Raw genomic sequence first — 25,303 nt, forward strand, 5'->3', positions numbered from 1 at the left:
AACGCAAGATGAATGACAACCGCCAAGTACTTCCCTGTGTGCTGATCCCCATGGCGGGCCGGCAACTGCTGCTGCCCAACGTGTCGATTGCCGAGATTGTCGACTATGGCGCAACCACCCCCAAGGACAACGGGCCGGCCTGGTTGCTGGGCGAGCTCAACTGGCGCGGCCTCAATCTGCCGGTGGTGTCCTACGACGCGGCTAACGGCGGTGAACGCTCGGACGCCGGTGACGGCCGCGGCCGCATTGCAGTCCTCAACACCATTGGCAGTCATCACAACCAGCTGCCATTCCTCGCACTTGTCACCCGGGGCATCCCAAGCCAGACCCGCGTCGAGCAGTCCCAGCTTCACCCGCTGGAAGGTGACACCGGGCCCGCCGACCTGATGAAAGTGGACCTCAATGGTGAGGAAGCCTTCATTCCGAACCTGGAATACCTCGAGGACCTCGCCAGCAGCCACCACGGCTAACCGGTCAGCCCGATGAATGGCAGCAGGCGGGACCGGTGACGGTCACCAAGGTGAATGTTATAATGTTTCAAATTTTCACCGGATGTCGCTGCCATGGCCAATGCCGCGCTGCCTTATCGCCCCCACAACCACGCGACCTGTGTCAGCCAGGCGCTGGATGACGCCAGGGTTATCTGCAAGGCAAACAATGCCCGTCTGACACCGGTCCGGGAACGGGTGCTGGAACTGATCTGGCAATCCCACAAGCCACTGGGTGCCTACGATGTCCTTGCCGCGCTGGCCGAGGACGGTCACAACGCGGCACCGCCGACCGTTTACCGGGCCCTCGACTTCCTGCTCGCTAACGGCCTGGTCCACCGCATCGCATCGCTGAACGCCTTTGTCGGCTGCGCCCATGCTGGCCAGCACCATAACGGCATGTTCCTGATCTGCCGTCATTGCCACAATGTCCTCGAACTGACCGCACCCACGGTTGCCAGCGCGGTGGCGGCGGCGGCCGCCGCCGAGCACTTTGTTCCGGAAGACACCACCATCGAGATTGCCGGCCGCTGCCCCAATTGTCGCCAGGATGCCGACAATGACTGACCCCCTGGTAACCCTGGACAATGCCACCGTCCGCTTCGATGGCGTGATCGCGGTCGACCATATCAATCTCAAGGTCAGCCGCGGCGACATCATTACCATCATCGGCCCGAACGGTGCCGGCAAGACCACGCTGATCAAGGCGGTACTGGGCATCCAGCCACTCAGCGAAGGTGCAATCCACCGTCAGGCCGGCCTGACCATCGGCTATGTCCCCCAACACCTGCACCTGCAACCGACCCTGCCACTCACCGTGAAACGGTTCATGGCGCTGAGTGGCGTCCCGGCCGCGGCCTGCCGCGAAGCCCTGGAGCAGACCGGTGTCGGGCACCTGCTGGCGGCCTCGGTACATCATCTTTCCGGAGGCGAACGCCAGCGCCTGCTGCTGGCCCGTGCCCTGGCCCGGAAGCCGGACCTGCTGGTGCTCGATGAGCCGGCCCAGGGCGTCGATATCAATGGCCAGGCGGCGCTCTATGACCTGATCCGCCAGCTGCGGGACCGGCTCCACTGCGGGGTGATCATGATTTCCCACGACCTCCATCTGGTGATGGCCGCAACCGACAAAGTCCTCTGCCTGAACCAGCATGTCTGCTGCAGTGGCCATCCGGAAGACATTTCCCGGGACCCGGCGTTCATCGAAACCTTCGGCCAGTCGGTGGCTGAAAGTCTGGCGGTCTACCATCATCGCCACAACCATCAGCACAATCTCCATGGCGACGTGGTTGCCGCGGGCGACAGTGACTCTGAACACAGGGAATGCTCCGGCCATGGCCATCATTGATACCGTTCTGGATGACTTTTTCTGGCGGGCACTGCTGGGCGGCCTGGGAGTGGCCCTGGTGGCCGGCCCCCTGGGCTGTTTTGTGGTCTGGCGCCGCATGGCCTATTTCGGCGATACCCTGGCCCACTCGGCCTTGCTTGGTATTGCCCTGGGGTTCCTGTTCCAGCTCCCGCTCAACCTGAGTATTGCGCTCACCTGTGTCGGCCTCGCCATGGTGCTGGTGGTGCTCGGCCGCAGTCGTGGCCTTGCCACCGACACCCTGCTGGGCATTCTCGCCCACAGTGCGCTCGCCATTGGCCTGGTGGTGCTGAGTTTCCTGCCCGATGTGCGGGTCGATCTGACCGGCTATCTGTTTGGCGACCTGCTGGCCATGACCCGCGCCGACCTGGCCTGGATCTACGGTGGTGCCGTGGCTATCCTGGTGCTGCTGTTCTGGTTGTGGGACGGCTTGCTGATGAGCACCATCCACGAGGAACTGGCCGGGGTCGAAGGGGTACCGGTGGAGCGGCTGCGGGTGCTGCTGATGCTGATGTTCTCACTGGTCATCGCCGTCGCCATGAAGATCGTTGGCGTACTGCTGATCACTGCCATGCTGATCATTCCGGCGGCGACGGCGCGGCGGCTGGCGCGGACCCCGGAACACATGGTATTCCTCGCGATGGGCTTCGGCATGCTGGCGGTCGCCGGCGGATTGATGCTGTCCTGGCAGGCGGACAGCCCGGCGGGGCCATCGGTGGTAGTGACCGCATTCAGCCTGTTCGTACTGGTCTACAGCGTGGTCCGTCGGCCCCAACACTGAACGAGGGTGCGGTTCGCACGCGCTTGCGCCCGGATCAGGCTTCCGGCACGGGACAAAACTGGACTAAAGTGTGGGGACAGACATCAACGGGTGACCGGGACTTGCCGCCCGGCCCTACGGGGGAGCAACCATGGACGCTTCGACCCTGCTGCGGCGCCTGCCCTGGCATTACTGGCCGGCGATACTGGTACTGCTGGCCGGACTGGTGGTGACTGCGGTTATCGGTACGGGCTACCGGGACAGGCTGCAGTCCATCGGCGAGGACCTGGCCACCAGTCGTCACCTCACCCTGGCGACGCTGCTCGAGGAGCGCATCCAGAACCTGCTGGATTCCGGCCATCAACTGGCGGCCACCGCCACCAGCAGTGAGCCGGGATTCCGCCAGCAAGCCAATGCCCTGCTGGCCTACCGCAAAGGCATCCTGGGCATCGCCCTGGTGGAAACCGATCCCGACTGGCCCGGCGAACTGGCCCGTGCCCGGGACAACGGCCAGGTCATAGCGACCCCGGCGGTGGTGTTCCGGCCACCCCCCCAGCCCCCGGCCGAGCAGCCCGCCCCCGACGCAGTAACGCCCGGAGCGACCGGAACAGCCGGCACCTCCCCTGCCGGCACTGACCCGGAACAGGGCCAGCGAATGTCCATGCTGTTCTTCCCGATGGCAGATAACCGCCTGGTGCGGATGACCCTGGTGCCGGAACTCTGGCTCGAAGCCACCTTTGCAGATCACCCCCTGCCCGCCGGGGCTGCCTTGCAGGTCCACGACCTCTCCCAGCATTCGAAACGGCCACTGTTCCGCAGCTCGGGAGCCCCGGATATCAGCCATGAGCGCACGCTGCGCTCGGAACTGGCCTTTGCCAGCCGCCAATGGCTGCTTGCTACAATCAGCCCGCCCCCGGACGCGGGCCCGGCCCACACCCGGCTCTGGCTGGCAGGCGGCGGTTTGAGTCTGCTGGCCGCCTTCCTGAGCTTCTGGCTCTGTCGTCGTCAGCAGGGCCTGCAACAGGCACTGCAGGGACGCGACGTCTCCCTGGGCCTCAGCGCCCAGCAACTCGATAATGCACAGGTGGAAAAAACCATTCTGCGACAGGCGCTTAATGACAGCGAACAGCGCAGTCGGGACCTGGTAGAGCTGGCGGGCGGGGTCGTTGCGGAACTGGATGAACAGGGCCGGATCGGCTTCGTTTCGACACAGGTGACCGAGCTCCTGGACCGGCCCGCGGCGGCACTGGCCGGGCAACCGTGGGCCAGCCTTGTCAGCCAGCCTGAGCAGCGACATTTCCTGGCCTTGTTGGATGCCGCCCGCCAGGACCGCCAGGTCGAGCGGATGGACCTCAATCTGCTGGCCGCCGACGGCACCGCCGTGGCCGCCACCCTGCGGGTAAAAGTACTGAGCAATCCGGTCGATGGCGTTACCGGTTACCGGCTCTGCGCCCTGCGCCGGCCGCTGTAGCGCGGCTCAGAGGGTCTTGTGGGTACCATCACAAAGCGGCGGGGTTCCAGTGTGCTTGCAGCCACAGAACCACAGCCACTCCTGTTTTTCGGCGGTGTACTTGACCGGGGTGAAGCCGCTGCCTTTATGGGAGCCATCGCAAAAGGGCTGTGACTGGCTGCGGCCACAAGCGCACCAGAAATAATTGCGCCCGCCCTCAACCAGTACCGCATACGGCGATTTTTGCGGAATCTCAGGTTGTTGATCGCTCATGGTTTCTCCTTCACACCTGCACCTGCGGATTGTGAGCCAATGCCCGGAAGTATAGACGCTCTGCAGCTGGCTGCCCTCACAGCGGCTTGAGAACCTCCGCCAGCCGACCACGGTCAACCAGCTCCATGAACTCGTCCCCGAGACGGTCGCTCTCCGCCACTGCCCGTCGCCAGGCGCGCTCACGGCCGGCGTCATCGCCCAGGTACCTCTCGAAATCCTTGCGATCCGGCAGCTTGCGATCCGGCAGCGTTTCCAGGTATGCCGGGGAAGGCGCTACCAGCAGTACATCCTGCAGCCGGGTGGCATCGCCGCGGCGCCAGGGCAGGGACTTGTCGAACCAGCCCGGAACAACCCTGTCGGTGAAATGCGGATAGAGAATCACCCCCGGCTGTTCATAGGGCAGATCGAGATGGTAATCCAGCAGCCCACCGTCACGGTAGACGCCCTCCGGCGCACCCGGGATATTCCGCACACCGGACATCACCAGCGGGATCGACGCCGACGCCAGCAGCGCCGGCAGCAGGTTGTCGCGGGTCAGGGCCACCCGGTGACTGGGAAAGTCCACCAGGCTGGCCACCGGCGTCGGATACCGGGCATCGTGAATGATCCCCCGCTCCATGAACCGGCCCAGGTGGCGGCGGCTTACCATGTTGGCGCTGATGGCATTCATCAGGCCCAGACCGAGACGGCCCCGGCTGTCATGCTCCAGCAGGCCGCGACTGCGTACCACCACGATGCTGAGACGATAAAACGGGTGGTTCAGCAGGTAATCCTCGCGGCCTCCCAGCAGGGTTTCCAGGAACTGCACACTCTTGCGGGTCACTTCCGCCGGGCTCACCCCCCTGGCAAAACGCTGCGTGGTATACAGTTCGGCCAGCCGGGCCAACTGGGCTGCGGGATCATCGCTGGAGGCGATCGCGGCAAACCGCCAGCTCCCGATAGACGACCCGATCAGCGCCCGCTGCTGGGGCGCCCGGGGCAGCCAGTGACCGAAAATGGCCTTGTCCAGACCGGACAGCCCGAGGGCCTTGGGGCCTCCGGCGGCGCCGGGGATCACATGGACATCCTGTGGCGTCAGTGGCTGCTCGTGGAGGCGCTCCAGGGCACGGCGCCCGGCCCGGACGATAAGTGCAGGTTTACGAACCTGGATAGCTGTCATGGTGTTCCCCTCTGGTGGGCGGCCGCGCGTTAACGACGGGTGACAGGTTTCGGCGACACTGCATTCAGACCGGCGGGAGTTTAGCGGACTGCCCGGCAGGCGGCCAGTTACCGGACAACGCCGCACCCTGGTATGGCCGCCGGATCATCCGCTGACGCCTGAACTATCGTTCATCATCAACAGAGCATGCTAGACTCTTGCCAAACGCCTCAAGCGGATGAAGGCATGAACAAAAAGCAGCAGGAGCATGCTGTGCAACCAGAAACCACTCCACCGACAACACCGTCGAATCCGACCCTGGCCGTCCTTGGCTTTCGCCGCCAGATCGTCTATCACCTGCATTTCTGGTCACTGGTCGCCGTTGCCCCCCTGGTGATGATTCAGTGGAACCAGGGTCACCGACTGCTGGCGGGCCTGTTGCTGTTGTTCTGCGTCAACGCCGTGACGGTCATCGCGCTGTTACGCTGGCGTCGTACCTATTTTCTCCAGGGCCGGCTGTTTCCCCTGCTGGCGGTAACCTGCGCGGTCTATTCCACGGCGATCAACGGCCACGCCGGCCTCTACTGGGCCTATCCGGCCATCGCAGGCGGCTTCTTCCTGCTGCCATTGCGGGAGGCCACCATCAGCAACATCGTGTTCGTCATGGCCATGGCAGTAATCTCGTTCCTCAAGTTTCCCGAGGCTGACTTCTGGCGCATCACCTTTTCTCTCGGGCTGACCGGCGTCTTTGTCATGGTCTTCGCCTGGCTGGTGGGGCGACTGCAACGGGAACTGACCCTGCTGGCCACCACCGATCCGCTGACCGGTTGCCTGAACCGTTCCCAGCTCTCGGACATCCTCAATCGCCATATCCAGATGCGGGAACGCTATGAACGGGTCTCCAGCCTGGTGCTGCTGGACCTGGATTATTTCAAGTCCATCAATGACCGCTGGGGCCATAGCACCGGTGACCAGGTGCTGCAGCAGGTGGCGGGGCGCCTCCGCAAACGGCTCCGGGAAAGCGACCGGCTGTTCCGGATCGGTGGCGAGGAGTTCATGCTGGTACTGCCGGAAACCCGCCTCAGGGATGCCGATGAGCTGGCACGACAACTGCTGGCCACCATCAGCGCGACGCCTTTCGGGGACGGCATCACGGTGACCGCCAGTGCAGGGATTGCCGAAGTCCAGCAGGGGGAAACCTGGTCCGTGTGGCTGAACCGGGCCGACCAGGCGTTGTACAGTGCGAAGAACCAGGGCCGCAACCGTCTGGTCGTTGCCGGCCGGACCGGTGTTGAGCCGATCGCCGGCGACGTGGCCGGTGACTCCGCCGGTAAACCTGCCGGTAACTCTGCCAGCGACTCTGTCAGCAACTCCCTCAGCGGCCCGTGCTGAAATTCCGGAAAGCGCGATAAACCTCACCGGGACTTTCATAGTGGGGGTAGTGCCCGACTCCGCGCAGACTCACCACATCGGCTGCCGGTACCAGCTCCCGGTAACGCATGGCCATGGCCACCCCGGACACCGGGTCGGCCATCCCGGAGATCAGCCGCAACGGCTGCCGGGCCTGTTGCAACGCGCCGACCCAGCGGTTGCGATGGCAGCGGCGCTCCTCCATGTAATGCACCAGGCGATGCAGGATGCCGCGTCCGTTATTGTAGGTCAGCAACTGCCAGAAATTGTCCAGCTCGGCGGCCGTCAGCCCGTGGCGGTCGCCGAACAGGCGGGAGAAATTGCGGTTGAAGGTGCCACGGGTCAGCCCGCGACTGACCAGGCCGCCCAATGGACTGCACAGCAGCTTCTGGATCAGCAGGGGCCGATGGACCTCGGGAAACAGGGCGCCATTGAGAAAACAGACGCGGCTAATGGCAAAGGGCAGGGTACCTTCCTGGTCCCGTGCCAGCAGTTCCTGGACCACACTACAACCGTAATCGTGGGCCAGCAGGCTGATCTGTGGCAATCCTAGCCCCTCGATCCAGCCCTGCAGCAGGTCCGCCTGGTCTTCAATGCTGTAGTGATAATCCACCGGCTTGTCAGAAAACCCGAAGCCCAGCAGGTCTACCGCCAGCACCCGGTAATGCTGCGCCAGCATCGGCCAGAGCCGGCTCCAGTCCCAGCTCGCCGTCGGGAAGCCGTGCACCAGCACCAGTGGCTCACCCTCACCCGCCATGCGGCTGAAGATCGCGTGCCCTTCATAACTGAACCAGGTACCGGCCTGTTGCCAGCATTCCAGTGTTGCCGCACCGCCGGCCAACGGCGCATCTCCGGCCCGGGGTATCACCTGCTCCATGCTCGTTCCCTGGCAAAATTTGACAGCTGAAACTCTAAATCAATCAGTGCGGCCACGCCATCTCCAGGGACCGGAAATGGCGACCGGTGCCCGCGGCGCTGGTCTCTTTGGCCCGAATCACCGTATACCGTGGAGTCGCAACGCCGTTTGGCCTAAGCTCAGTCCTGGACTCCGTGACAAAAGAAGCGAATCAACGATGACAGACAAACTTGCAGAACTGGCTGGCCACTACCGGGAAATTCTCAGCGGGCTGGGCGAGGACCCGACCCGGGAGGGACTGGCAGACACCCCGCTGCGGGCCGCCAAGGCCATGCAGTTCCTCACCCGGGGCTACCAGCAGAGCCTGGATGAACTGGTCAACAAGGCGGTGTTCGAGTCCGCCATGGACGAAATGGTGGTGGTCCAGGACATCGAGCTGTACAGCATGTGCGAACATCACATCCTGCCGTTTATCGGCAAATGTCATATCGCCTACCTGCCCCAGGGCAAGGTGCTCGGGCTGTCCAAATTTGCCCGCATTGTGGATATGTATGCCCGCCGGCTGCAGATCCAGGAGAACCTGACTCGACAGATTGCCGAAGCCATCGAATCGGTGACCAATGCCCGCGGCGTGGCAGTGGTCATCGAAGCCCAGCACATGTGCATGATGATGCGGGGCGTCGAAAAACAGAACTCGCTGATGAAAACCTCGATGATGTTGGGTGCGTTCCGCAAATCCCAGGCCACCCGCTCCGAATTCCTCAACCTGATCCAGAAACGCTGACCCCGGGAGACACCATGACGGCACCCTCAGGCGGCCACCAGGCGACCGTCCGTATCAAGAACCTGCTGCTGCGGACCTACATCGGCATCAAGGAAGAAGAAATCAACAATCAGCAGGACGTGCTGATCAATGTGCGGCTGACCTATGATGCCAGCGAGGCAGTCAACAATAACGAGATCGAATCCGCCCTCAATTACCGCACCATCACCAAGCAAATCATCCGTCATGTCGATGGCAACCGTTTTGCCTTGCTGGAACGGCTGACCCATGAGGTGCTCAGTATCGTCATGGAGCATGAAGCGGTGCAGTGGGCCGAGGTGGAAATCGACAAGCCACACGCGCTACGCTACGCGGAATCGGTGTCTGTTACACTGCAGGCACACCGCAACCACTGACGAGCGAAACCATGCCAGTAAACCACCCCGAGCAACTGCGTCTACTCCTTGAATCAGTCAATACCATCGCCCTGGTCGGGGCGAGCGACAAGCCCCACCGGCCCAGCCATGAGGTCATGGCTTACCTGCAGGGTCGCGGCTACCGGGTAATCCCGGTGAATCCGAAACTGGCGGGCCAGACACTGCTCGGGGAAACCGTCTGTGCCAGCCTGTCGGCCCTGCCCGAGCCGGTGGATATGGTGGAACTGTTCCTGGCCCCCGAACGGACCGATCCGGTAATCGACGAAGCCATCCGCCTCAACATCCCCACCATCTGGATGCAGATTGGCGTAATCAATGAAGCCGGTGCGGCACGGGCCGAAGCTGCCGGACTGACCGTGGTGATGGACCGCTGTCCGAAACAGGACATTCCCCGCCTGGGCGTGACCATCCGCTCCCGCGCCGGGGCCTGACCTTGCGCAACAGCGCCTGAAGTCACCAGGTGAACGCGATTCCGGCCCGATCGGGTGTGTGTTACCCGCAAGTTCTGACATAATCTCGGCAACTTGCGAGCAAACTGGCGGGGGCGTTCCGGCCCCTGTCGGCACCCAGTAACAGCACATCCGGATACAGCACGCTGCCGTCCGGGCCGGAGTAGGTTTTGGACCAATCAACCAGCACGACCAGCACCCTCACCAGACTGCTCCTGAGCACTCTGGTGCCCGCGCTGATCATGCTGGTCTTCCTGGCCACCGCGACCGGCCTCAAGTTCGGCATCGAGCGTCAGGAAGACTCCCAGATCCAAGCCAGCCTCGCCACCGAAGCGGCCGCCCTGACCCGCGGTCTGGAGCAGGAGTTCCTCGCTCATGTCCAGGCCCTGCGGCGCATGGCGGAACGGACCGCCGCCGCGCCCGATATTTCCGAAGCCGTCTGGCGTCATGATGCCCGCAACTACCTGACGGATTACGGCGTCTACCAGGCCATCGAGTGGATTGACCGTGACTTCATTGTCCGCTGGGTGGAGCCGATCGACGGTAACCAGGACGTCGTCGGCTACAACGTGGCGTTCTCTGACAGCCGGCTCAGCGCGCTGATCGCCGCCCGGGAAACCGGCCGGCTGGACGTGTCCGGGGTGATCGAACTGAAACAGGGAGGCAGCGGACTGGTCATCTATGTGCCCATCCTCGCCGGTGCCGACAACCGCGGGTTCATCGCCGGCGTTTTTCGTATGGAGAACCTGGCACGGGCAATCCTGACCGAACGGGTGTTGGCGCTCTTCCGGGTTGACATCTTCCAGGGGGGCGAACCGGCCTACCAGCTCAATGCGGACCTGCCGATAGCCCCGGAATTCCGTCACCTGACACGGGTCGAGTTGCCCAGAATCAATTGGACACTGGCCATAACCCCCTCCGAATCCTGGGTGGCCGGCAAGCGCAGTATCTGGCCCTGGCTCACCTTCAGCGCGCTGGTGGTGATGGGCCTGCTGACCAGTCTGTCCACCCTGCTGGTCCAACTCATTCTCAAGCGCAACCGGGCGCTGCTGAAAACCCGCCACGAACTGGAACGGCAAGTCAGCGAACGGGAAGCCGTCCAGCAGGACCTCGCCCGCCTGGCATCGACCGATGCCCTGACCGGACTGGCCAACCGCCGCTTTTTCATGGAAGACCTGGCCCATACCCTGAAAACGGCCTGGCGCCAGCAGCGCCAGGTGGCACTGGTGATGATCGACCTGGACCGCTTCCAGACCCTCAACGATTCCCTCGGCCACCAGTTCGGTGACGATCTGCTGGTGCTGGTGGCCGAGCGGCTCAACCTGCTCAGTGACGAGCGGGTGATGATCGCTTACTCCGGTGGCGACGAATTCATGATCTGCCAGCAACATGTGGATGACCTGGATGAGGTGATTCACCTGCTGGGGCAGATCAAGCAGTGCTTTGCCGAACCTTTCCTGGTCCACGGTGAACACCACAGCATCACCGCCACCATGGGCGTAGCAATCTACCCCCAGAGCGGCGTGGATGCGGATGTGTTGCTGCGCAACGCCGACATTGCGCTCTACCGGGCCAAAGAGAGTGGCCGTAATACCTACCAGTTCTACACCGAGGGCATGCAGGACCGTGAAGTGCTGCGACTGGAACTCGACAAGGATCTCAGCAAGGCACTGGCAGATAACGAATTTGTGCTGCACTACCAGCCCCAGCTGGATCTTGCCCGGGGCCGGATGGAGAGTGTCGAGGCGCTGATCCGCTGGCAGCACCCGCAACGGGGCCTGCTGCCACCGGGCGAGTTCATCCCGCTGGCGGAGGAAAGCGGGCGAATTGGCGAAATCGGCCGCTGGGTGGTGCTGGCCGCCTGCCGGCAGCTGGCCGACTGGGCCGGCACGCCCCTCGGGCAGCTGCGGGTTGCGGTCAATCTGTCTGGCCGGGAACTGGACGATGAACACCTGGTGGACCATATCCAGCGGGCGCTGGCGCTGAGCGGCGTTGCGCCTGACCGGCTGGAGATCGAGCTGACCGAAGAGATCTTTATCCAGAACATCGAGCGCAACCTCCGGCAACTGTCGCGCCTGCATCAGCTGGGGGTTCACCTGTCGATCGATGATTTCGGGGTGGGCTACTCGTCGCTGGCCTACCTGCGGGATTTCCCGGTGGATCTGCTGAAGATCGACCGCTCGTTTGTCCGCAACATGACCGAGCGCCAGGACGATGCGGTGATTACCCGGGCGGTGATCAGTCTTGCCCACAGCCTGGGAATCCGGGTGGTTGCCGAAGGCGTCGAGACCGAAGCCCAGCTTGCACTGCTGCGCCGGCAGGCCTGCGATCTGATCCAGGGCTATCTGGTCAGCCGACCGGTGCCGGCGGGGGAGCTGCCGGCGGTGCTGGCCCGCGGCTTTGCCCTGGATGACCTTTCCGTCGACCGCTGATTGCAATTCGTGCCCGGCCGCACCAGTATTCGGCCATCACCCTTTTGCGACAGGATGCTATGAGCCAGACCTATCTAACCCCCGAACAGGACCGGACCCTGCGCCGCTGGGAGCGCTGGAACCGGAATTATTTTATCTTTGCATTTATCGCCCTCACCCTCGTCCTGGTGTTCGGCAGTCAACTGGGATTATCCAGCGGTGACAGCTGGGGGCCACTGGGCGTGCTGCTGGTACTGCTGATCATTCCCATCATCGTGCTGCAATTGCGGCTGGCCTGTCCGGCCTGCGGCCACCGGATTGGCTGGCAGGCAAAGCTGATGGCGCCGGATCAGTGCCACCACTGCGGGGTTTTCCTGCGCGCCCGGGAGCGCTGATTCTTTCCGCACTTTCCTTTCTGCAAAAAAGCTTCCTTCAAAAAACCTTTGACCTGTGAGTTGCTCACAGGTTTTAGGCTAATCTTATGGACCAGCTGTGGTGACCGCCGTGTCAGGCTCTGACACTCCTCGAATCCTGCATGGTGGCCAATTTTCTTCATGTCACCTCTTCATGTCACCAAAGGAGTGAGCGATACATGAAAGTCAAAGAGATTGCCCAGGCCGCCGGTGTGAATCCCGATACCGTGCGGTTCTACACCCGGGAGGGCCTGCTCAGCCCGGCCAGAAACCCCGACAACAACTATCAGCAGTACGACGCGGACGACCTGCGCCGGCTGCGGTTTGCCCGCAAGGCCCGCCAGCTGGGATTTTCGTTACCGGAGATCCGCGCCATTCTGGATCAGGCGGACGATCACCACTCGCCCTGCCCGATGGTGCGGGAAGTGTTCGAGCAACGCCTGGCCGAGGTGGAGCGGGAGATTGCCGAGCTACAGCAGTTGCGCGAGCGGATGACCACGGCGCTGTCAGCCTGGCGTGAAATGCCCGATGGCACGCCGGATGGCCATACCATCTGCCGGCTGATCGAACATTGGGACGAAACCGCTGCCGCCACTTGCCACGAGGAGTAAATGCGGATGACCGATACCATCGAGTTGCAGCCAGCCCTGAACATCTCCGGCGCATCCTGTCAGGGCTGTGCCCGGAAAATCCGTACCGCCCTGGCGCCGCTGACCGGTGACACCAAGCGGGTCCAGGTAAACCTGGACGACCAGACCGTCGCCCTGCCAGCCGGTAGCGACCTTGCAGAGGCCGCCCGCCGGGTAACCGAGGCGGGCTATCCTGCCACGCCGATAAGCCCGGCGGCAGCGGCACCGGCCGGTTGCTGCGCCGGCAAGAAGGACGGCGCAGCAACCGGCGACGGGGACGGCAATAACCGCGAGCAGACGATGGCCGGGAGCACTGGCCGGGCCGCGGCAGAGGATCAGGTTGCCTTGTCGGTCACCGGCGCCACCTGTGCATCCTGTGTCAGTACCATCGAGAAGGCGCTGCTGTCAGTCCCGGGGGTTAGCCATGCCCACATGAACCTCGCCGACAATACCGCCACCGCCAGTGGCCATGCCGACCCCCTGGCCCTGGTAGAGGCGGTGGCGAGCGCCGGTTACGGCGCCCGGGTGATCGAAAATGCCGATGAGGCGGACGAACGCAAGCAGGAACAGGACCGCCAGCACTACCGGGTGTCACTGATCCGGATGGCGGTCAGCCTGACACTCGGGGTAGGCCTGATGATCTGGGGGATGGGTTTCGGCTCCATGATGGTGACCGAAGCGAACCAGACCAGCTGGCTGGCCCTCGGCGCCCTGACCCTGGTGGTGATGGCGGCCACCGGCGGCCATTTCTTCACCGGGGCGTGGAAGGCCTTCCGCCACCACAACGCCAACATGGACACCCTGATTGCCCTGGGCACTGGCACCGCGTGGCTTTATTCCATGGTGGTCGCCAGCATCCCCGAGGCACTGCCGGAGATGGCCCGCCACGTGTATTTCGAAGCCTCGGCGATGATCATCGGCCTGATCAACCTGGGCCAGGCACTGGAGCTTCGTGCCAAGGGCAAAACCTCGGAGGCCGTGCGCCGGTTGCTGGATTTGCGGGCTAAAACCGCCCGGGTCATCCGCGACGGCGAGGAACGGGATATCCCGGTGGCGGAGGTCCGCCAGGGTGACCGCATCCGGGTCCGCCCCGGTGAAAAGCTGCCCGTGGACGGGGTGATTGTCGAGGGTGCCACCCGCATCGATGAAAGCATGCTTACCGGAGAACCCATGCCGGTCAGCAAAGCCACCGGTGACGAGGTGGCTGCCGGAACGCTCAACACCCACGGCGCAATCATCTACCAGGCCACCCGGGTGGGCAGCGAAACAGCGCTGGCGCAGATCATCAAGCTGGTAAAGAAAGCCCAGGGCTCCAAGCCCGCCATCGGCCGGCTCGCCGACCGCATTTCTGCGGTGTTCGTGCCCAGTGTGATGCTGGTCGCCGTGGTATCGGCGCTGGCCTGGTACAACCTGGGCCCCGAGCCGGCGGTAGTTCACATGATGGTGGCCGCCACCACGGTACTGATCATCGCTTGCCCCTGCGCGCTCGGTCTGGCCACCCCCATGTCGGTGATGGTGGGCGTCGGAAAGGCGGCGGAATACGGGGCGCTGATCCGCCAGGGCGATGCCCTGCAGACGGCCGGCAAGATTGACCTGGTGATCCTGGACAAGACCGGCACCATCACCGAAGGTCATCCGGCAGTCACCCGCGTACACGCCCGCGATGGCAACAGCCAGCGCCTGCTGGCGCTGGCCGCGGGACTCGAACAGCATTCCGAGCACCCGCTGGCGGAAGCCATCCTGGGCAAGGCGCAGCAGGATGGCGTCGAGGCCGCGGCCGTTACCGGATTTGAAGCCCTCAACGGCAAAGGGGTAACCGGCGAATTTGACGGCCGCCCCCTGCGGCTGGGTAACCGCCGCTGGCTGGAAGGCCAGGGCCTGGCATTCGACGACCTGGACGAGGCAGCCGCAACCATTACCGCAGAGGCCGGCACCCCGCTGTTCCTCTCCCACGGTGACGCCGTACTGGGCGTAATCGGTGTCGCCGATGCCATCAAGCCGGACTCCAGGGCCGCCATCCAGCGTCTGCACGACGCCGGCATCCGGGTAATGATGGTTACCGGCGATGTCAATGCCACTGCCAAAGCCATCGCCGCTAACGCCGGCATCGACGACTATCGGGCCGAAGTGCTGCCCGAGGACAAGGCCAACGTGGTCAGTGAAATGCGCGGCAAGGGCTACACCGTGGCCATGGTTGGCGACGGCATCAACGACGCCCCGGCCCTGGCGGCAGCGGATGTCGGCTTCGCCATTGGCACCGGTACCGACGTGGCCATCGAGAGCGCCGCCATCACCCTGATGCGGGGCTCACTGCACGGTGTGCCGGATGCCATTGAAATATCCCGGGCCACGGTGAGAAACATCCACCAGAACCTGTTCGGCGCCTTCATATACAACACAATGGGTATTCCGGTCGCCGCCGGCCTGCTCTACCCTCTGTGGGGAATCCTGATGAGCCCGATCCTGGCCGGCGCAGCGATGTCGCTGTCATCCGTCACCGTGGTTTCCAACGCCAACCGGTTACGGCTGTTCCGAACCAGCCACCAGCCGGCGCGAAATGCATCCGGCCCTGATCCGAAACCGCAAAAGGAGCGGAACTGATGGAAACACTCCTGGTCAACGCTGGAGGACTTGCACTGATGGCCGCCATCGTCTGGTGGTTCTGGCTCTCCGGCTCCGGCACTAAAAGCTCCGGCGATCATCAACATCACCACTGAGGTAGCTAACATGAAGCGACACACCCTGGCACTTGGCCTGACGGCCGCCCTGGGATTCAGTGCCACCGCCCTCGCCGGCGGTGCCGCCCAGAGTATCCATGTCTACAAATCCCCCACCTGCGGTTGCTGCGGTGACTGGATTGAACACCTGGAGGAGAATGGCTTCGAGGTGACCGCCACTAACACCAATGACATGGGCAAGATCAAGGCTGACGCCGGACTCATCCCCGGGCTCGGCAGCTGCCATACCGCCTTTGTCGGTGATTACGTCATCGAAGGCCATGTGCCGGCCGACGATATCAAACGTCTGCTTGCCGAAGCCCCCCGGGCCACCGGCCTGAGCGTACCGGGCATGCCCGCCGGCTCACCCGGCATGGAAATGGGCGACCGCAAGGACCCTTACAAGGTCATTCTGTTCAACGGGGCCGGTCAAACCCGGGTGTTTGCCGAACATAATTAAGCACCGACGGACAACTGCGAACAGCCTCGGGACCTGGTGCCGGCAACGGCGCCAGGGGGACTCCGGCATTAAGCCCGTGTAACGGGTCTGACTCATTCAGTCATAACCGGTATACTCCGCTCCAACATTTACTTTTCCCCCAGCCAGGTCCTGTTCATGCTCAATGCCGACGCCCTCAGCCAGTTGCGCCAGCTGAAAACCGATATCAAGGAAAGCAAGGTAGTCCTCTCCGGTACCGTGAAAGCCACCACCGGCCGCTTCGGCTTTGTTGCCCTTGACGAGGGGCGGGATGTGTTTCTGCCGCCCGAAGAGATGCAGAAGGTGTTGCCCGGTGACCGGGTCAATATCACCGAGCAGGAAGTGGAAAAAGGCAAGACCCAGGGCGTGGTGGACGAACTGCTGGAAAGCTCCCTGACCACATTTGTGGGTCGCTACCTGGTCAAGGGCAAGGGCCACTTTGTGGTGCCGGAAACCCCGGGGGTAAACCGCTGGATCTTTATCCCGCCCAAGGAACGGATGAATGCCCGGCCAGACGACTTTGTTTACTGCCAGATTCACCGCCACCCGATCAGGGATGGCAAGGGCCAGGCCCGTATCGTGCGCGTTATCGGCAAAGCCGGCGAACCGGGGATCGAACGCGCCTTCACCCTCGCCACCTTCGACCTGCCGGATACCTGGCCGGAGCCGGTGCAACAGCATGCCAGTACGCTGGGCGAAGAATCCATCGCCGCCCTGGGCGGCAGCCGCGAGGACCTGACCGAGGTGCCCTATGTCACCATCGACAGCCCGGGCACCCAGGATATGGACGACGCGCTGTTTGCCGAGCCCAACGCCACCGGCTGGAAGCTGTCTATTGCCATTGCCGACCCGACGGCGGTCATCGAGCCGGGCAGCGCTGCCGAAGCCGAAGCCCTCAGCCGTGCCACCGCGATCTATTTTCCCGGTGAACCGCTGCCGATGCTGCCGGACACCCTGAGCACCCGGCTGTGCTCACTGATGCCGGACGTCGACCGCCTGGCACTGGTGTGCAACCTGCAAGTGAATAACGATGGCAGTCTGGGGGACTACAGTTTCCACCGCGCCACGATCCGCTCCCGCGGCAAGCTCAGCTACGAGCTGGTCAACAACGTCATCGAAGGCCGTGAAGACGACGACGTGCGGGCGTTGCCGGAAACCGTCAGCAACAGCCTTGACCAGCTCCACCAGGTAGCGACCGCACTGCGCAAGTGGCGCCGGGAACATGCCCTGCTCAGTAATGACCGGCCGGAGTTCCGCCTGCGGCTGGATGAGAACAAGCGCATCCGCCAGATCGAGCCGGCGGTTCCGAACGAAGCCCACCGCCTGGTGGAGGAGTGCATGGTGGCGGCTAACCGTTGCGCCGCCGATTTCCTGCGCCAGCAGGAGCATGGCCTGTTCATCCAGCATCCGGGCCTGCGGGACGACCGGCTGGACAACATCCGCGCACTGTTGGAGGCGCACGCTCCGGCGCTGGCCAGCCTGGATGCGGCCAGCGCCGCAGGCTTCCGCGAACTGATGAAGCAGGCCGAACAGGTCGAAGCCGAAGTGCCGCTGAAGGCCATCCTGTCACGCCAGCTGGCGCGGGCAGAGCTGTCGTTCAGTGCGGCCCCCCACCAGGGTATGGGGCTGGAGGCTTACACCACATTCACCTCACCACTGCGCAAATTCAGTGACTTCTACGTTCATCGGCTGATCAAGTCACGGCTGTGGCAGGAAGGCCACCAGGCCCTGAGCGAGCAGGCACTGGCAGCCCTGCAGGCGGCCCAGCTCCGCGCCCGGCAGGCCGCGAACAGTCTGGAAAACTGGCTGAAATGCGAGTTTGCCAAAGGACTGGGGGAGGAACCGATGACCGGGGTAATCAGCCGGACCACACCTGCTGGCTTTTTCGTCCGGTTGGACGACAACGGTCTGGAAGGCTTTGTCAGTTGCAAGACCCTGGATGGCAAGTACAGCTTCGACCCGGTCACCCTGCGGCTGATTCACAACAAGAACGGTCGCATCTTCCAGCTGGAGCAACCGGTCACCGTGACGTTCGCCGACGTGGACGACGAGCGCAAGCAGATCAACTTCCGCCTGGTGGCGGACGCCGTGGATGCCCCCGCATCGTAACAGCCGGCGGGGCCGTGCCTGGCGGGCAACCGGCAGGCACGGTCTGTTCTCAGGCTTGCGGCTCCCCCAGCATGGTCGCCAGCCGGTCATCCTTGGCCTGCCACTGAACGGCCAGCCAGTCCTTCACATTGCGGCGATGCTCGGCATCCGTTGAGTAATCCCGGCCCTTGAGATGCTCCGGGATGGCCACGGTGTGGATCTCCATCCTGATTTCTTTCACCCGACCACACATGAAGTCCCAGAACGTCGGGGCGCCGCCAGGATAGGCAATGGTGACGTCCACCAGGGTCTGAATGGCATCGCCCATGGCGTCCAGCACAAAGGCCACGCCACCGGCTTTCGGCACCAGCAGGCGGGTGTAGGGCGATTTCTGCCTGGCGTGCTTCGCCGGGGTGAAGCGGGTACCTTCGACGAAGTTCATGACGCTCACCGGGGTGTAGCGGAACTTCTCGCAGGCAATGCGGGTGGCTGTCAGGTCCTCACCGCGTTTTTCCGGGTGCTTGATCAGGTACTCGCGGCTGTAGCGCTTCATGAACGGGAAATCCAGCCCCCACCAGGCCAGGCCGATGACGGGCACCCAGATCAGCTGTTGCTTGAGGAAAAACTTGAGGAACGGCGCCTTGCGGTTGAACACCCGCTGCATGGCCATGATATCAACCCAGCTCTGGTGGTTGGCCAGGACCAGGTACCAGCTTTCCCGTTGCAGCTCATCGGCCCCCTGCACCTGCCAGCGGGTACCCTGGGTAAGCGTCATCCAGCCGGTATTGCAGGCCACCCAGGACTCCGAAATCCAGATGATGACGCGGGTGCAAAGGACGCGGAAGCCCTTGTGGGGAACGATCAGCTTCAGCACCGCGGGGATGTACAGCAGGAGACACCAGAACAGGGTATTGATGCCAAGCAGGATGGCATTGAGGACGCCGATAACGGGGGCGGGCAGGAAGCTGAGCATGGTGGTCCTGTTCTGGTTGTTGTGTGTAATGGGCTGCAATCATAACAACCGGAGGCAGGATTGGGCAGTGCCCGGGTGACCGGTTTGCCATCCGCCGGTGACAGTTATGCCATGGCGTCCATGCCGTTGCGGCGGTAGGCTTTATGGCCAGACTGCAAGATCCGGAATCCGGCAATCAGCGGGCAGGACTCTCCTCCCGCCTTGCCGGGAATGCCGGGGTTTCCACTCTTTCGACGTGAGTTTCAGAGCACCATGGACCTGCCCATGCCCAACTTTTTCAGAGCTGCCGCCGACAAGGCCGCAGAGCTAACCCGGCAATCCGCGCTGTACGCTGGCAATGCCTTTGACCGGGTGTTCCGTGCCGCCAGTCTGGTGCAGGCGGGGCAGACGCCGTTCGAGACGCTCCATACCGACGGCCTGGTGAGCCTGCGCTATTACCCGCCGCTGGCCGAGGACGCCATCGAACTGGATGGTGAAACCATCGCCGTCGAGCGCACGGCCCACCGGACCCCGGTAGTGATTGTGCCACCGCTGGCGGTTAACATGCTGATCTACGACCTGTTTCCCCAGCGCAGCCTGGTGCGTTTCCTGCGGGCGAAGGGCTTCGAGGTGTATCTGATCGACTGGGGCGTGCCAACCCGGGCCCACAGTCACTACAACCTGCACACCTATGTGGCGGAGTTGCTGCCGGCGTATCTGAACCGGGTGCGGCAACACAGCGGCGAGCAGGAGCTGTCGCTGCACGGCTGGAGCATGGGAGGCATGTTCACGCTGTTCTATTCTGCACTCAGCAATGATCAGCACGTCCGCAACGCCATCGTGCTGGGGTCGCCCATCGACAGCCATGCTTCGGGACTGATGGGGCTGATGTACCAGCGCATTGCCGAGGTGGCCGAAATGGTGCGCAAGCACACCGGGTTCCGGCTGCACGACGTCAGACCCCAGTGGTTTCACACCCCCGGCTGGGCCAATACCATTGGCTTCAAACTGACCAATCCGATTGGCAGCGTGATGGGTTACTGGGAGCTGCTGGTGCGGCTGGGTGACCGGGAGTTCGTCACCAACCACGCCACCACCTCGGCCTTTCTGGATCGCATGGTGGCCTACCCTGGCGGAATTATCCAGGACACCGTAGTGCGGGTGTGGATCGATAACCAGCTGTCCCGCGGCGAGATCCAGATTGGCGATGACGTTGCCCGACTGGAGAATGTAAGTGCCAACCTGCTGGCGATCGCCGGCCAGCAGGACACCATGGTCACTCCGGGCGCGGCCAAACGGGTCATGGACCACGTCAGCTCTACCGACAAGACCTTCCGGGTGATTCCTGGCGGCCACATGGGCATTCTGGCGGGCAGCAAGGCACCAAAGGCAAGCTGGCTGGAGCTGGCGGAGTGGCTGGCACAGCGCTCGGACTGAAGCGCGGGATACACTGGCGGGGCAGGCCATACCTGGCTTACACTGCCATTCATGAATCCTGTTGATACATTCAATCTCGACATTCGCGCCCTGGGCACCTTCCTTGCAGTCCTGGACGAAGGCAGCGTGTCCCGCGCCGCAGTGAAACTCGGTGTCAGCCAGTCGGCGGTCAGCCACACCCTGGAACGGCTCCGCCAGACCTTGGGTGATCCGCTGTTCGTCAAGTCAGGCCGCGGCATTACCCCCACCCGCTATGCCCTTAATGCCGGCCCGCACATTCGTCAGATTCTCGACGACCTCAGATCGCTGTCCGCCGGGCCGCCCTTCACCCCGGCCACCGCGGAATTTACCTTTACCATTGCGGCCAATGATTACCAGCGCGACCTGTTGCTGCCGGGACTGGTGCGGACCCTGCGGCGAGAAGCGCCCGGCATCAGCCTGCAGGTAATTCCTTCCGGGATGCCGCGGGCTGAGATGTTGCGCAAGGACCTCTGCGATCTAATCATTTCGCCCCATCCACCGGCCGCGGGCGATATCATGCAACGGGGCCTGCTCGGCGATCGCATGGTGGTGTTCTACGACCCAACTCGGCGCGACCCGCCGCAAGACCTGGCCGGCTATCTCCAGGCCGATCACGTGGCACTGATGTTTGCTGCCGGTGAAAAACCGTCACTGGAAACTGCCCTGGAAGTGCGCGGGCTCAGCCGCCGTAATGTGGTTACCGTCGCCAACTTCTCCGGCCTGGCGGAATTTCTCCGGGACAGCGACATGCTCGCCACTGCCCCGGAACGGATGGGCAAGCACCTGCTGCGGGACTTCGCCTCGGTACCCCTGCCCTTCGATTTCAAGCCCTTCACCCTGCTGATGCTGTGGCACCAGCGGAACCAGAACGATCCCGCCCACCGCTGGCTGCGCAACCAGGTCAATGCGGTGGCCGCCACGATCAACGGCCTCAACGATTAATCAATCTGTTTTGTTCATAGGTTGTATGAGCAAGCCCTCCGTTTTCTTTGTCCCCAATATCCCTAGACTTACCTCCATATTCTGACGGCGGGGTTATGGCAACCCCTTGCCGGTCCGGCCGTCCCCGAAGGTAAGAAACCCGATGCTCGCACTCACCAGTACCTGGACCACCATTTTGCTTGCCGCCGCTGTCGCCCTCGGGCCACTGGCGACCGATATGTATTTGCCCGCCCTGCCGCAAATTGGCAGCGACTTTGGCAGCGGAGCCGACGCGGTCCAGCTCACCCTGAGCCTCTACATGGCCGGCTTCGCCCTGGCCCAGCTGGTCTGTGGCCCGATTGCCGACCGTTTCGGTCGCAAGCCGGTGATGATTGCCGGCTTTTTGCTCTTTGCCATCGCCAGCGTGGGCTGTGCGCTGGCTACCGACATCGAGACGCTGATCCTGTGCCGCTTCCTGCAGGCCCTCGGCGGATCCGCCGGCCCCGTCCTCGGCCGCGCCGCCATCCGGGATATCTACACCCCCCGGGAAGCGGCGAAAATTCTCGCGATTCTGGCCAGCATCATGGCGCTGGCACCGGCCATTGCCCCAACTCTGGGCGGACTGCTGGTGACCGGGTTCGGCTGGCCGGCGATCTTCCTCGCCCTCGGCGGTTATGCCGCGGTCATGGCGGTGGTGGTGGCCATTGGTATTCCCGAATCCCTGCGCCCGGAACACCGCCAGCCACTGCGCCCGAGCAGCCTGCTGGGCAACTATCGCCGTATTGCGACCGACGTCAGCTTTCTCGGCTACACCCTGACCAACGCGCTGATCTTTTCCGGCCTGTTTGCCTTCCTGTCCGGCTCGTCGTTTGTGCTGATAGATTTCCTCGGCGTGAAACCCGAACACTTCGGACTGTTCTTTGCCTGCATGGTCGCCGGCTATGTCACCGGCAACCTGGCGTCGGTGCGCCTGGGCAACCGTCTGGAGCCCGATCAGGTACTGCTGCGGGGGTTGGTGATTGCGGTGGCCGGAGGCTCACTGATGGCCGGCCTCGCCATGGCGGAAGTCTACAACGTCTGGGCGGTGATCCTGCCCCAGGCGCTGTTCATGATCGGTGTCGGCATGGTAATGCCGCAGACCATGGCCGGTGCCATGGCCAACTTCCCCACCATGGCCGGTTCGGCGTCCGCCCTGTTCGGCTTCACCCAGATGGCCGTTGCCGCCTGTGGCGGGGCCCTGGTGGGTTACCTCCACGACGGTACGTCGCTGGTGATGGCCTCAGTCATTGCCATCTTCGCCGTGGCGGCGCTGGCCAGCTACCTGTTGCTGGTCCAGCGCCATCCGGCCCCCAGCTTGAAACCGGTGTCCTTCACCGAGTGAGGAGCGGCCCCTGGCCGCACTCCGGGATTGTGAAGCTCATTTGCACCCCGGACTTGTAACGGTAAAAATTTGCATCCAAAGTGGAGAGTCCGGAGTAAGTTGTAATTCACCACAACCCGAGTCTTCAGCCTCAAAGGAGCATTTCATGAGCAAGGTATCACTGGACGGCAATCCCATCGAAATCGGCGGCAATTTCCCGCAGAACGGCGCCACCGCGCCCGGTTTCACCCTCACCAACCAGGGGCTGGAAGAGATCAGCCTCAACAGCTTTGCCGGCAAGCGCAAGATTCTCAACATCATCCCGAGCATTGATACCGGAGTTTGCGCCGCCTCCACCCGCAAGTTCAACGAGAAGGCGGGCAGTCTCGACAACACCGTGGTACTGGTCATTTCTGCGGACCTGCCGTTTGCTGCCGGCCGCTTTTGCGGTGCCGAAGGCCTGAAAGACGTCATCACCCTGTCGACCTTCCGTAACGGCGGCTTTCTGCAGGATTATGGTGTCGCTATCCAGAGTGGTCCGCTGGCCGGCCTTTGCGCCCGCGCGGTGGTGGTGCTGGATGAGAACAACCAGGTCCTGCACGGCGAGCTGGTCAGCGAGATCAAGAACGAGCCGGACTATGAGGCCGCATTGAACGCCCTCTAAGCAACCCGTGGTACCACCTTCCGCCAGGGCCAGTCTCCCCCGTCAGCTCTTCACCATGACCTGGCCGATGCTGTTCGGGGTGCTCTCGCTGATGACCTTCCAGCTGGCCGACAGTGCCTTTATCGGCCAGCTGGGCCGCGACCCCCTGGCTGCGCTCGGCTTCACTCTGCCCATGCAGCAGCTCATCATCGGCCTGCAGGTGGGCCTGGGCATCGCCACCACCGCCATCATTTCCCGCACCCTTGGTGCCGGGGATGAGCGCCGCGCGGAAAGACTTGGTGGACTGGTCATCACCGTCGGAGCCGGCCTGGTCCTCGGCCTGTGTGTTGTTCTCTGGTTGCTGCGAACTCCGGTCATGATCCTGCTCGGTGCCGAGCAGACCCTGCTGCCGCTGATCCGCAGCTACTGGATTCCCTGGCTGGTGGCAGCCTGGGTTGGCGCCATGCTGTATTTCGGCTATAGCGTGTGCCGCTCCCATGGCGATATCCGATTGCCCGGCTACCTGATGGTGGTGACCAGCCTGCTCAATATCGCCCTCGACCCGCTTTATATCTTTGTCTTCGGCTGGGGCCTGCCAGGGGCGGCCCTCGCCACCATTACCGCCTTCGCCTTCGGCTGTCTGGTAATCTATCCCAAGCTGCTCCGGCGTCAGTGGATCCGTTTCGACCTGCGCCAGCTTGCCCTTGGCCAGGCTCTGCGGCAGCTCAACGGCATCATGGCGCCGGCCATGGTGAGTCAACTGATGCCGCCGGCCTCGGCCATGCTGGCGACCGCCCTGGTGGCAGGCTTCGGCTCCGCCGCAGTGGCGGCCTGGGGGCTGGGCACACGGCTGGAATTCTTCTCCATCGTGGTGGTGCTGGCACTGACCATGTCGCTGCCGCCGATGATCGGCCGCCTGCTGGGCGCCGGCGACATCCCACAGATTCGCCAGCTGGTGCGGCTGGCAGTGCGCTTCGTGGTGGTCTGGCAACTCGCCATCGGCCTGCTCTGGCTGGGAGCCTCGGGGCTGGTCGCCGCGCTGTTTACGACGGACGGTAATGTGCAGGACATCCTCACCAGTTACCTGGTGCGGGTACCGCTCAGTTACAGCGGGCTGGGCGTCTGCATGCTGATGGTTTCGGTGTGCAACGCCCTCGGGCTGGCCTTGCGGGCAATGCTGGTGGCTACCCTGCGGCTGTTTGTCTGCTTTTTGCCGCTGCTCTGGCTGGGCGCCCAGCTCGGTGGCATCACCGGGCTGATGAGCGGAGCGCTGGTGGGCAACTTGCTGGCAGGCGCCATGGCTTACAGTTTTTACCGGGCGGGGATACGCCGGCTCAGTTGAAGCGGGCGCGGAAGCTTTCCGGTAACGGCATCACCTGGCGCTTGCGGAAGTCAAAGAACACAAAGCCGTACTTGGCCAGTGCTACCGGCTGCCCACTGTCGGCCTTGGTGACCCGGAACACAAAGTCACCGCCGTACTTGTTGAAGTCCATCACCCCGACCTCAAAACGCAGCATCTCCGGGAAGAACGATTCCGACTGGTACATGGTCGCCAGGTCCGTCACGATGATGCCGCCGCCGGCCGCAGCGGTCTCTTCTACCCCGTAGGTGAGCATGAACTGGGCGCGGGCCTCGGACAGCATGGAAATCAGCGCGTCATTACCCAGGTGATTGGCGCCATTGATATCCGTGCTCCGCACAGGCATCGACGTTTCGAAACAGAACACATCATCGGGAAAGGAAAGCTTGATTCGGGCCACCGGAACACACCTGCTGCAGCTGGGTCAGGAAAACGAGGCGCCATCATACTCTGCCACTCCGGCGCTTTCACCTGAGCCAAATCAAT

The 25,303-nt window shown here is 63.2% G+C and carries 25 protein-coding genes; 20 read left to right on the forward strand and 5 right to left on the reverse strand.

The window, feature by feature from the left end:
- The first annotated feature begins 8 nt into the window (after positions 1-8).
- The 5 genes from CLH61_RS16695 (at position 9) to CLH61_RS16715 (ending at position 4,082) form a co-directional block, all read left to right on the forward strand.
- Positions 9-470 carry a chemotaxis protein CheW gene (locus tag CLH61_RS16695; protein WP_099615903.1) on the forward strand — a complete coding sequence of 154 codons (462 nt, stop codon included), beginning with the start codon at positions 9-11 and terminating at the stop codon, positions 468-470.
- Positions 471-563: 93 nt separating this feature from the next.
- A complete protein-coding gene (locus CLH61_RS16700; RefSeq protein ID WP_099615904.1) occupies positions 564-1,055 on the forward strand; it encodes a Fur family transcriptional regulator in 492 nt (163 codons plus the stop codon).
- Entirely contained in the window at positions 1,048-1,833 is a 786-nt protein-coding gene (gene znuC, locus CLH61_RS16705; RefSeq protein ID WP_099615905.1) for a zinc ABC transporter ATP-binding protein ZnuC, read from the forward strand. Before CLH61_RS16700 ends, znuC begins: the two co-directional genes overlap by 8 nt.
- On the forward strand, positions 1,820-2,632 hold the full coding sequence (gene znuB, locus CLH61_RS16710) for a zinc ABC transporter permease subunit ZnuB (protein ID WP_099615906.1): 813 nt from the start codon (positions 1,820-1,822) through the stop codon (positions 2,630-2,632). Before znuC ends, znuB begins: the two co-directional genes overlap by 14 nt.
- Before the next feature lie 130 nt (positions 2,633-2,762).
- Positions 2,763-4,082, forward strand: coding sequence for a PAS domain-containing protein (locus CLH61_RS16715; RefSeq protein WP_099615907.1), 1,320 nt, complete (start codon positions 2,763-2,765; stop codon positions 4,080-4,082).
- A 6-nt stretch (positions 4,083-4,088) separates the two neighbouring features.
- Here CLH61_RS16715 and CLH61_RS16720 read toward each other — a convergent pair whose 3' ends face one another.
- Positions 4,089-4,334, reverse strand: coding sequence for a CDGSH iron-sulfur domain-containing protein (locus tag CLH61_RS16720; protein ID WP_099615908.1), 246 nt, complete (start codon positions 4,332-4,334; stop codon positions 4,089-4,091).
- Positions 4,335-4,410: 76 nt separating this feature from the next.
- Positions 4,411-5,493, reverse strand: coding sequence for a patatin-like phospholipase family protein (locus CLH61_RS16725; protein ID WP_099615909.1), 1,083 nt, complete (start codon positions 5,491-5,493; stop codon positions 4,411-4,413).
- Between the two features lie 225 nt (positions 5,494-5,718).
- Here CLH61_RS16725 and CLH61_RS16730 point away from each other — a divergent pair, with 225 nt between their 5' ends.
- Positions 5,719-6,864 (forward strand): GGDEF domain-containing protein, encoded by a 1,146-nt coding sequence (locus CLH61_RS16730; protein WP_099615910.1) that lies wholly within the window; start codon positions 5,719-5,721, stop codon positions 6,862-6,864.
- Here the strand turns inward: CLH61_RS16730 and CLH61_RS16735 are convergent.
- A complete protein-coding gene (locus tag CLH61_RS16735; protein WP_099615911.1) occupies positions 6,848-7,759 on the reverse strand; it encodes an alpha/beta fold hydrolase in 912 nt (303 codons plus the stop codon). The genes CLH61_RS16730 and CLH61_RS16735 overlap by 17 nt on opposite strands.
- A gap of 196 nt (positions 7,760-7,955) precedes the next feature.
- Here CLH61_RS16735 and folE point away from each other — a divergent pair, with 196 nt between their 5' ends.
- The 9 genes from folE (at position 7,956) to CLH61_RS16780 (ending at position 18,144) form a co-directional block, all read left to right on the forward strand.
- The gene (folE, locus tag CLH61_RS16740; RefSeq protein WP_099615912.1) at positions 7,956-8,522 is read left to right on the forward strand and encodes a GTP cyclohydrolase I FolE; all 567 of its coding nucleotides are present in this window, start codon (positions 7,956-7,958) and stop codon (positions 8,520-8,522) included.
- Between the two features lie 14 nt (positions 8,523-8,536).
- A complete protein-coding gene (folX, locus tag CLH61_RS16745) occupies positions 8,537-8,917 on the forward strand; it encodes a dihydroneopterin triphosphate 2'-epimerase (RefSeq protein WP_099615913.1) in 381 nt (126 codons plus the stop codon).
- A gap of 11 nt (positions 8,918-8,928) precedes the next feature.
- The gene (locus CLH61_RS16750) at positions 8,929-9,369 is read left to right on the forward strand and encodes a CoA-binding protein (protein WP_099615914.1); all 441 of its coding nucleotides are present in this window, start codon (positions 8,929-8,931) and stop codon (positions 9,367-9,369) included.
- A 188-nt stretch (positions 9,370-9,557) separates the two neighbouring features.
- On the forward strand, positions 9,558-11,819 hold the full coding sequence (locus CLH61_RS16755) for a putative bifunctional diguanylate cyclase/phosphodiesterase (RefSeq protein ID WP_322868312.1): 2,262 nt from the start codon (positions 9,558-9,560) through the stop codon (positions 11,817-11,819).
- Positions 11,820-11,878: 59 nt separating this feature from the next.
- Positions 11,879-12,193 carry a hypothetical protein gene (locus CLH61_RS16760; RefSeq protein WP_099615915.1) on the forward strand — a complete coding sequence of 105 codons (315 nt, stop codon included), beginning with the start codon at positions 11,879-11,881 and terminating at the stop codon, positions 12,191-12,193.
- A gap of 197 nt (positions 12,194-12,390) precedes the next feature.
- Positions 12,391-12,822 (forward strand): MerR family transcriptional regulator, encoded by a 432-nt coding sequence (locus CLH61_RS16765; protein WP_099615916.1) that lies wholly within the window; start codon positions 12,391-12,393, stop codon positions 12,820-12,822.
- 6 nt (positions 12,823-12,828) lie between these two features.
- A complete protein-coding gene (locus CLH61_RS16770) occupies positions 12,829-15,441 on the forward strand; it encodes a heavy metal translocating P-type ATPase (protein WP_099615952.1) in 2,613 nt (870 codons plus the stop codon).
- 126 nt (positions 15,442-15,567) lie between these two features.
- Entirely contained in the window at positions 15,568-16,017 is a 450-nt protein-coding gene (locus CLH61_RS16775) for a DUF411 domain-containing protein (protein ID WP_099615917.1), read from the forward strand.
- A 156-nt stretch (positions 16,018-16,173) separates the two neighbouring features.
- Positions 16,174-18,144 carry a ribonuclease R family protein gene (locus CLH61_RS16780; RefSeq protein ID WP_099615918.1) on the forward strand — a complete coding sequence of 657 codons (1,971 nt, stop codon included), beginning with the start codon at positions 16,174-16,176 and terminating at the stop codon, positions 18,142-18,144.
- A 49-nt stretch (positions 18,145-18,193) separates the two neighbouring features.
- Here the strand turns inward: CLH61_RS16780 and CLH61_RS16785 are convergent, their stop codons facing one another.
- Positions 18,194-19,096, reverse strand: a complete 903-nt coding sequence (locus tag CLH61_RS16785; protein ID WP_099615919.1) for an acyltransferase — start codon at positions 19,094-19,096, stop codon at positions 18,194-18,196.
- A 264-nt stretch (positions 19,097-19,360) separates the two neighbouring features.
- Here CLH61_RS16785 and CLH61_RS16790 point away from each other — a divergent pair, with 264 nt between their 5' ends.
- The 5 genes from CLH61_RS16790 to CLH61_RS16810 all read left to right on the forward strand — a co-directional run bounded on the left by CLH61_RS16790 (position 19,361) and on the right by CLH61_RS16810 (position 24,799).
- The gene (locus tag CLH61_RS16790; RefSeq protein WP_099615953.1) at positions 19,361-20,512 is read left to right on the forward strand and encodes an alpha/beta fold hydrolase; all 1,152 of its coding nucleotides are present in this window, start codon (positions 19,361-19,363) and stop codon (positions 20,510-20,512) included.
- 51 nt (positions 20,513-20,563) lie between these two features.
- Positions 20,564-21,475, forward strand: a complete 912-nt coding sequence (locus CLH61_RS16795) for a LysR family transcriptional regulator (protein ID WP_099615920.1) — start codon at positions 20,564-20,566, stop codon at positions 21,473-21,475.
- 142 nt (positions 21,476-21,617) lie between these two features.
- On the forward strand, positions 21,618-22,835 hold the full coding sequence (locus tag CLH61_RS16800) for a multidrug effflux MFS transporter (RefSeq protein WP_099615921.1): 1,218 nt from the start codon (positions 21,618-21,620) through the stop codon (positions 22,833-22,835).
- 145 nt (positions 22,836-22,980) lie between these two features.
- Complete coding sequence (tpx, locus tag CLH61_RS16805; RefSeq protein WP_099615922.1) at positions 22,981-23,478, forward strand: thiol peroxidase; 498 nt, start codon at positions 22,981-22,983, stop codon at positions 23,476-23,478.
- Between the two features lie 55 nt (positions 23,479-23,533).
- A complete protein-coding gene (locus tag CLH61_RS16810; RefSeq protein WP_099615923.1) occupies positions 23,534-24,799 on the forward strand; it encodes an MATE family efflux transporter in 1,266 nt (421 codons plus the stop codon).
- On the opposite strand, the gene CLH61_RS16815 is transcribed toward CLH61_RS16810, so the two are convergent.
- A complete protein-coding gene (locus tag CLH61_RS16815) occupies positions 24,792-25,217 on the reverse strand; it encodes a thioesterase family protein (RefSeq protein WP_099615924.1) in 426 nt (141 codons plus the stop codon). The two genes, CLH61_RS16810 and CLH61_RS16815, sit on opposite strands and share 8 nt — an antisense overlap.
- Positions 25,218-25,303: the final 86 nt, after the last annotated feature.

This window comes from Marinobacter profundi, assembly GCF_002744715.1.
GTDB classification, from domain to species: Bacteria; Pseudomonadota; Gammaproteobacteria; order Pseudomonadales; family Oleiphilaceae; genus Marinobacter; species Marinobacter profundi.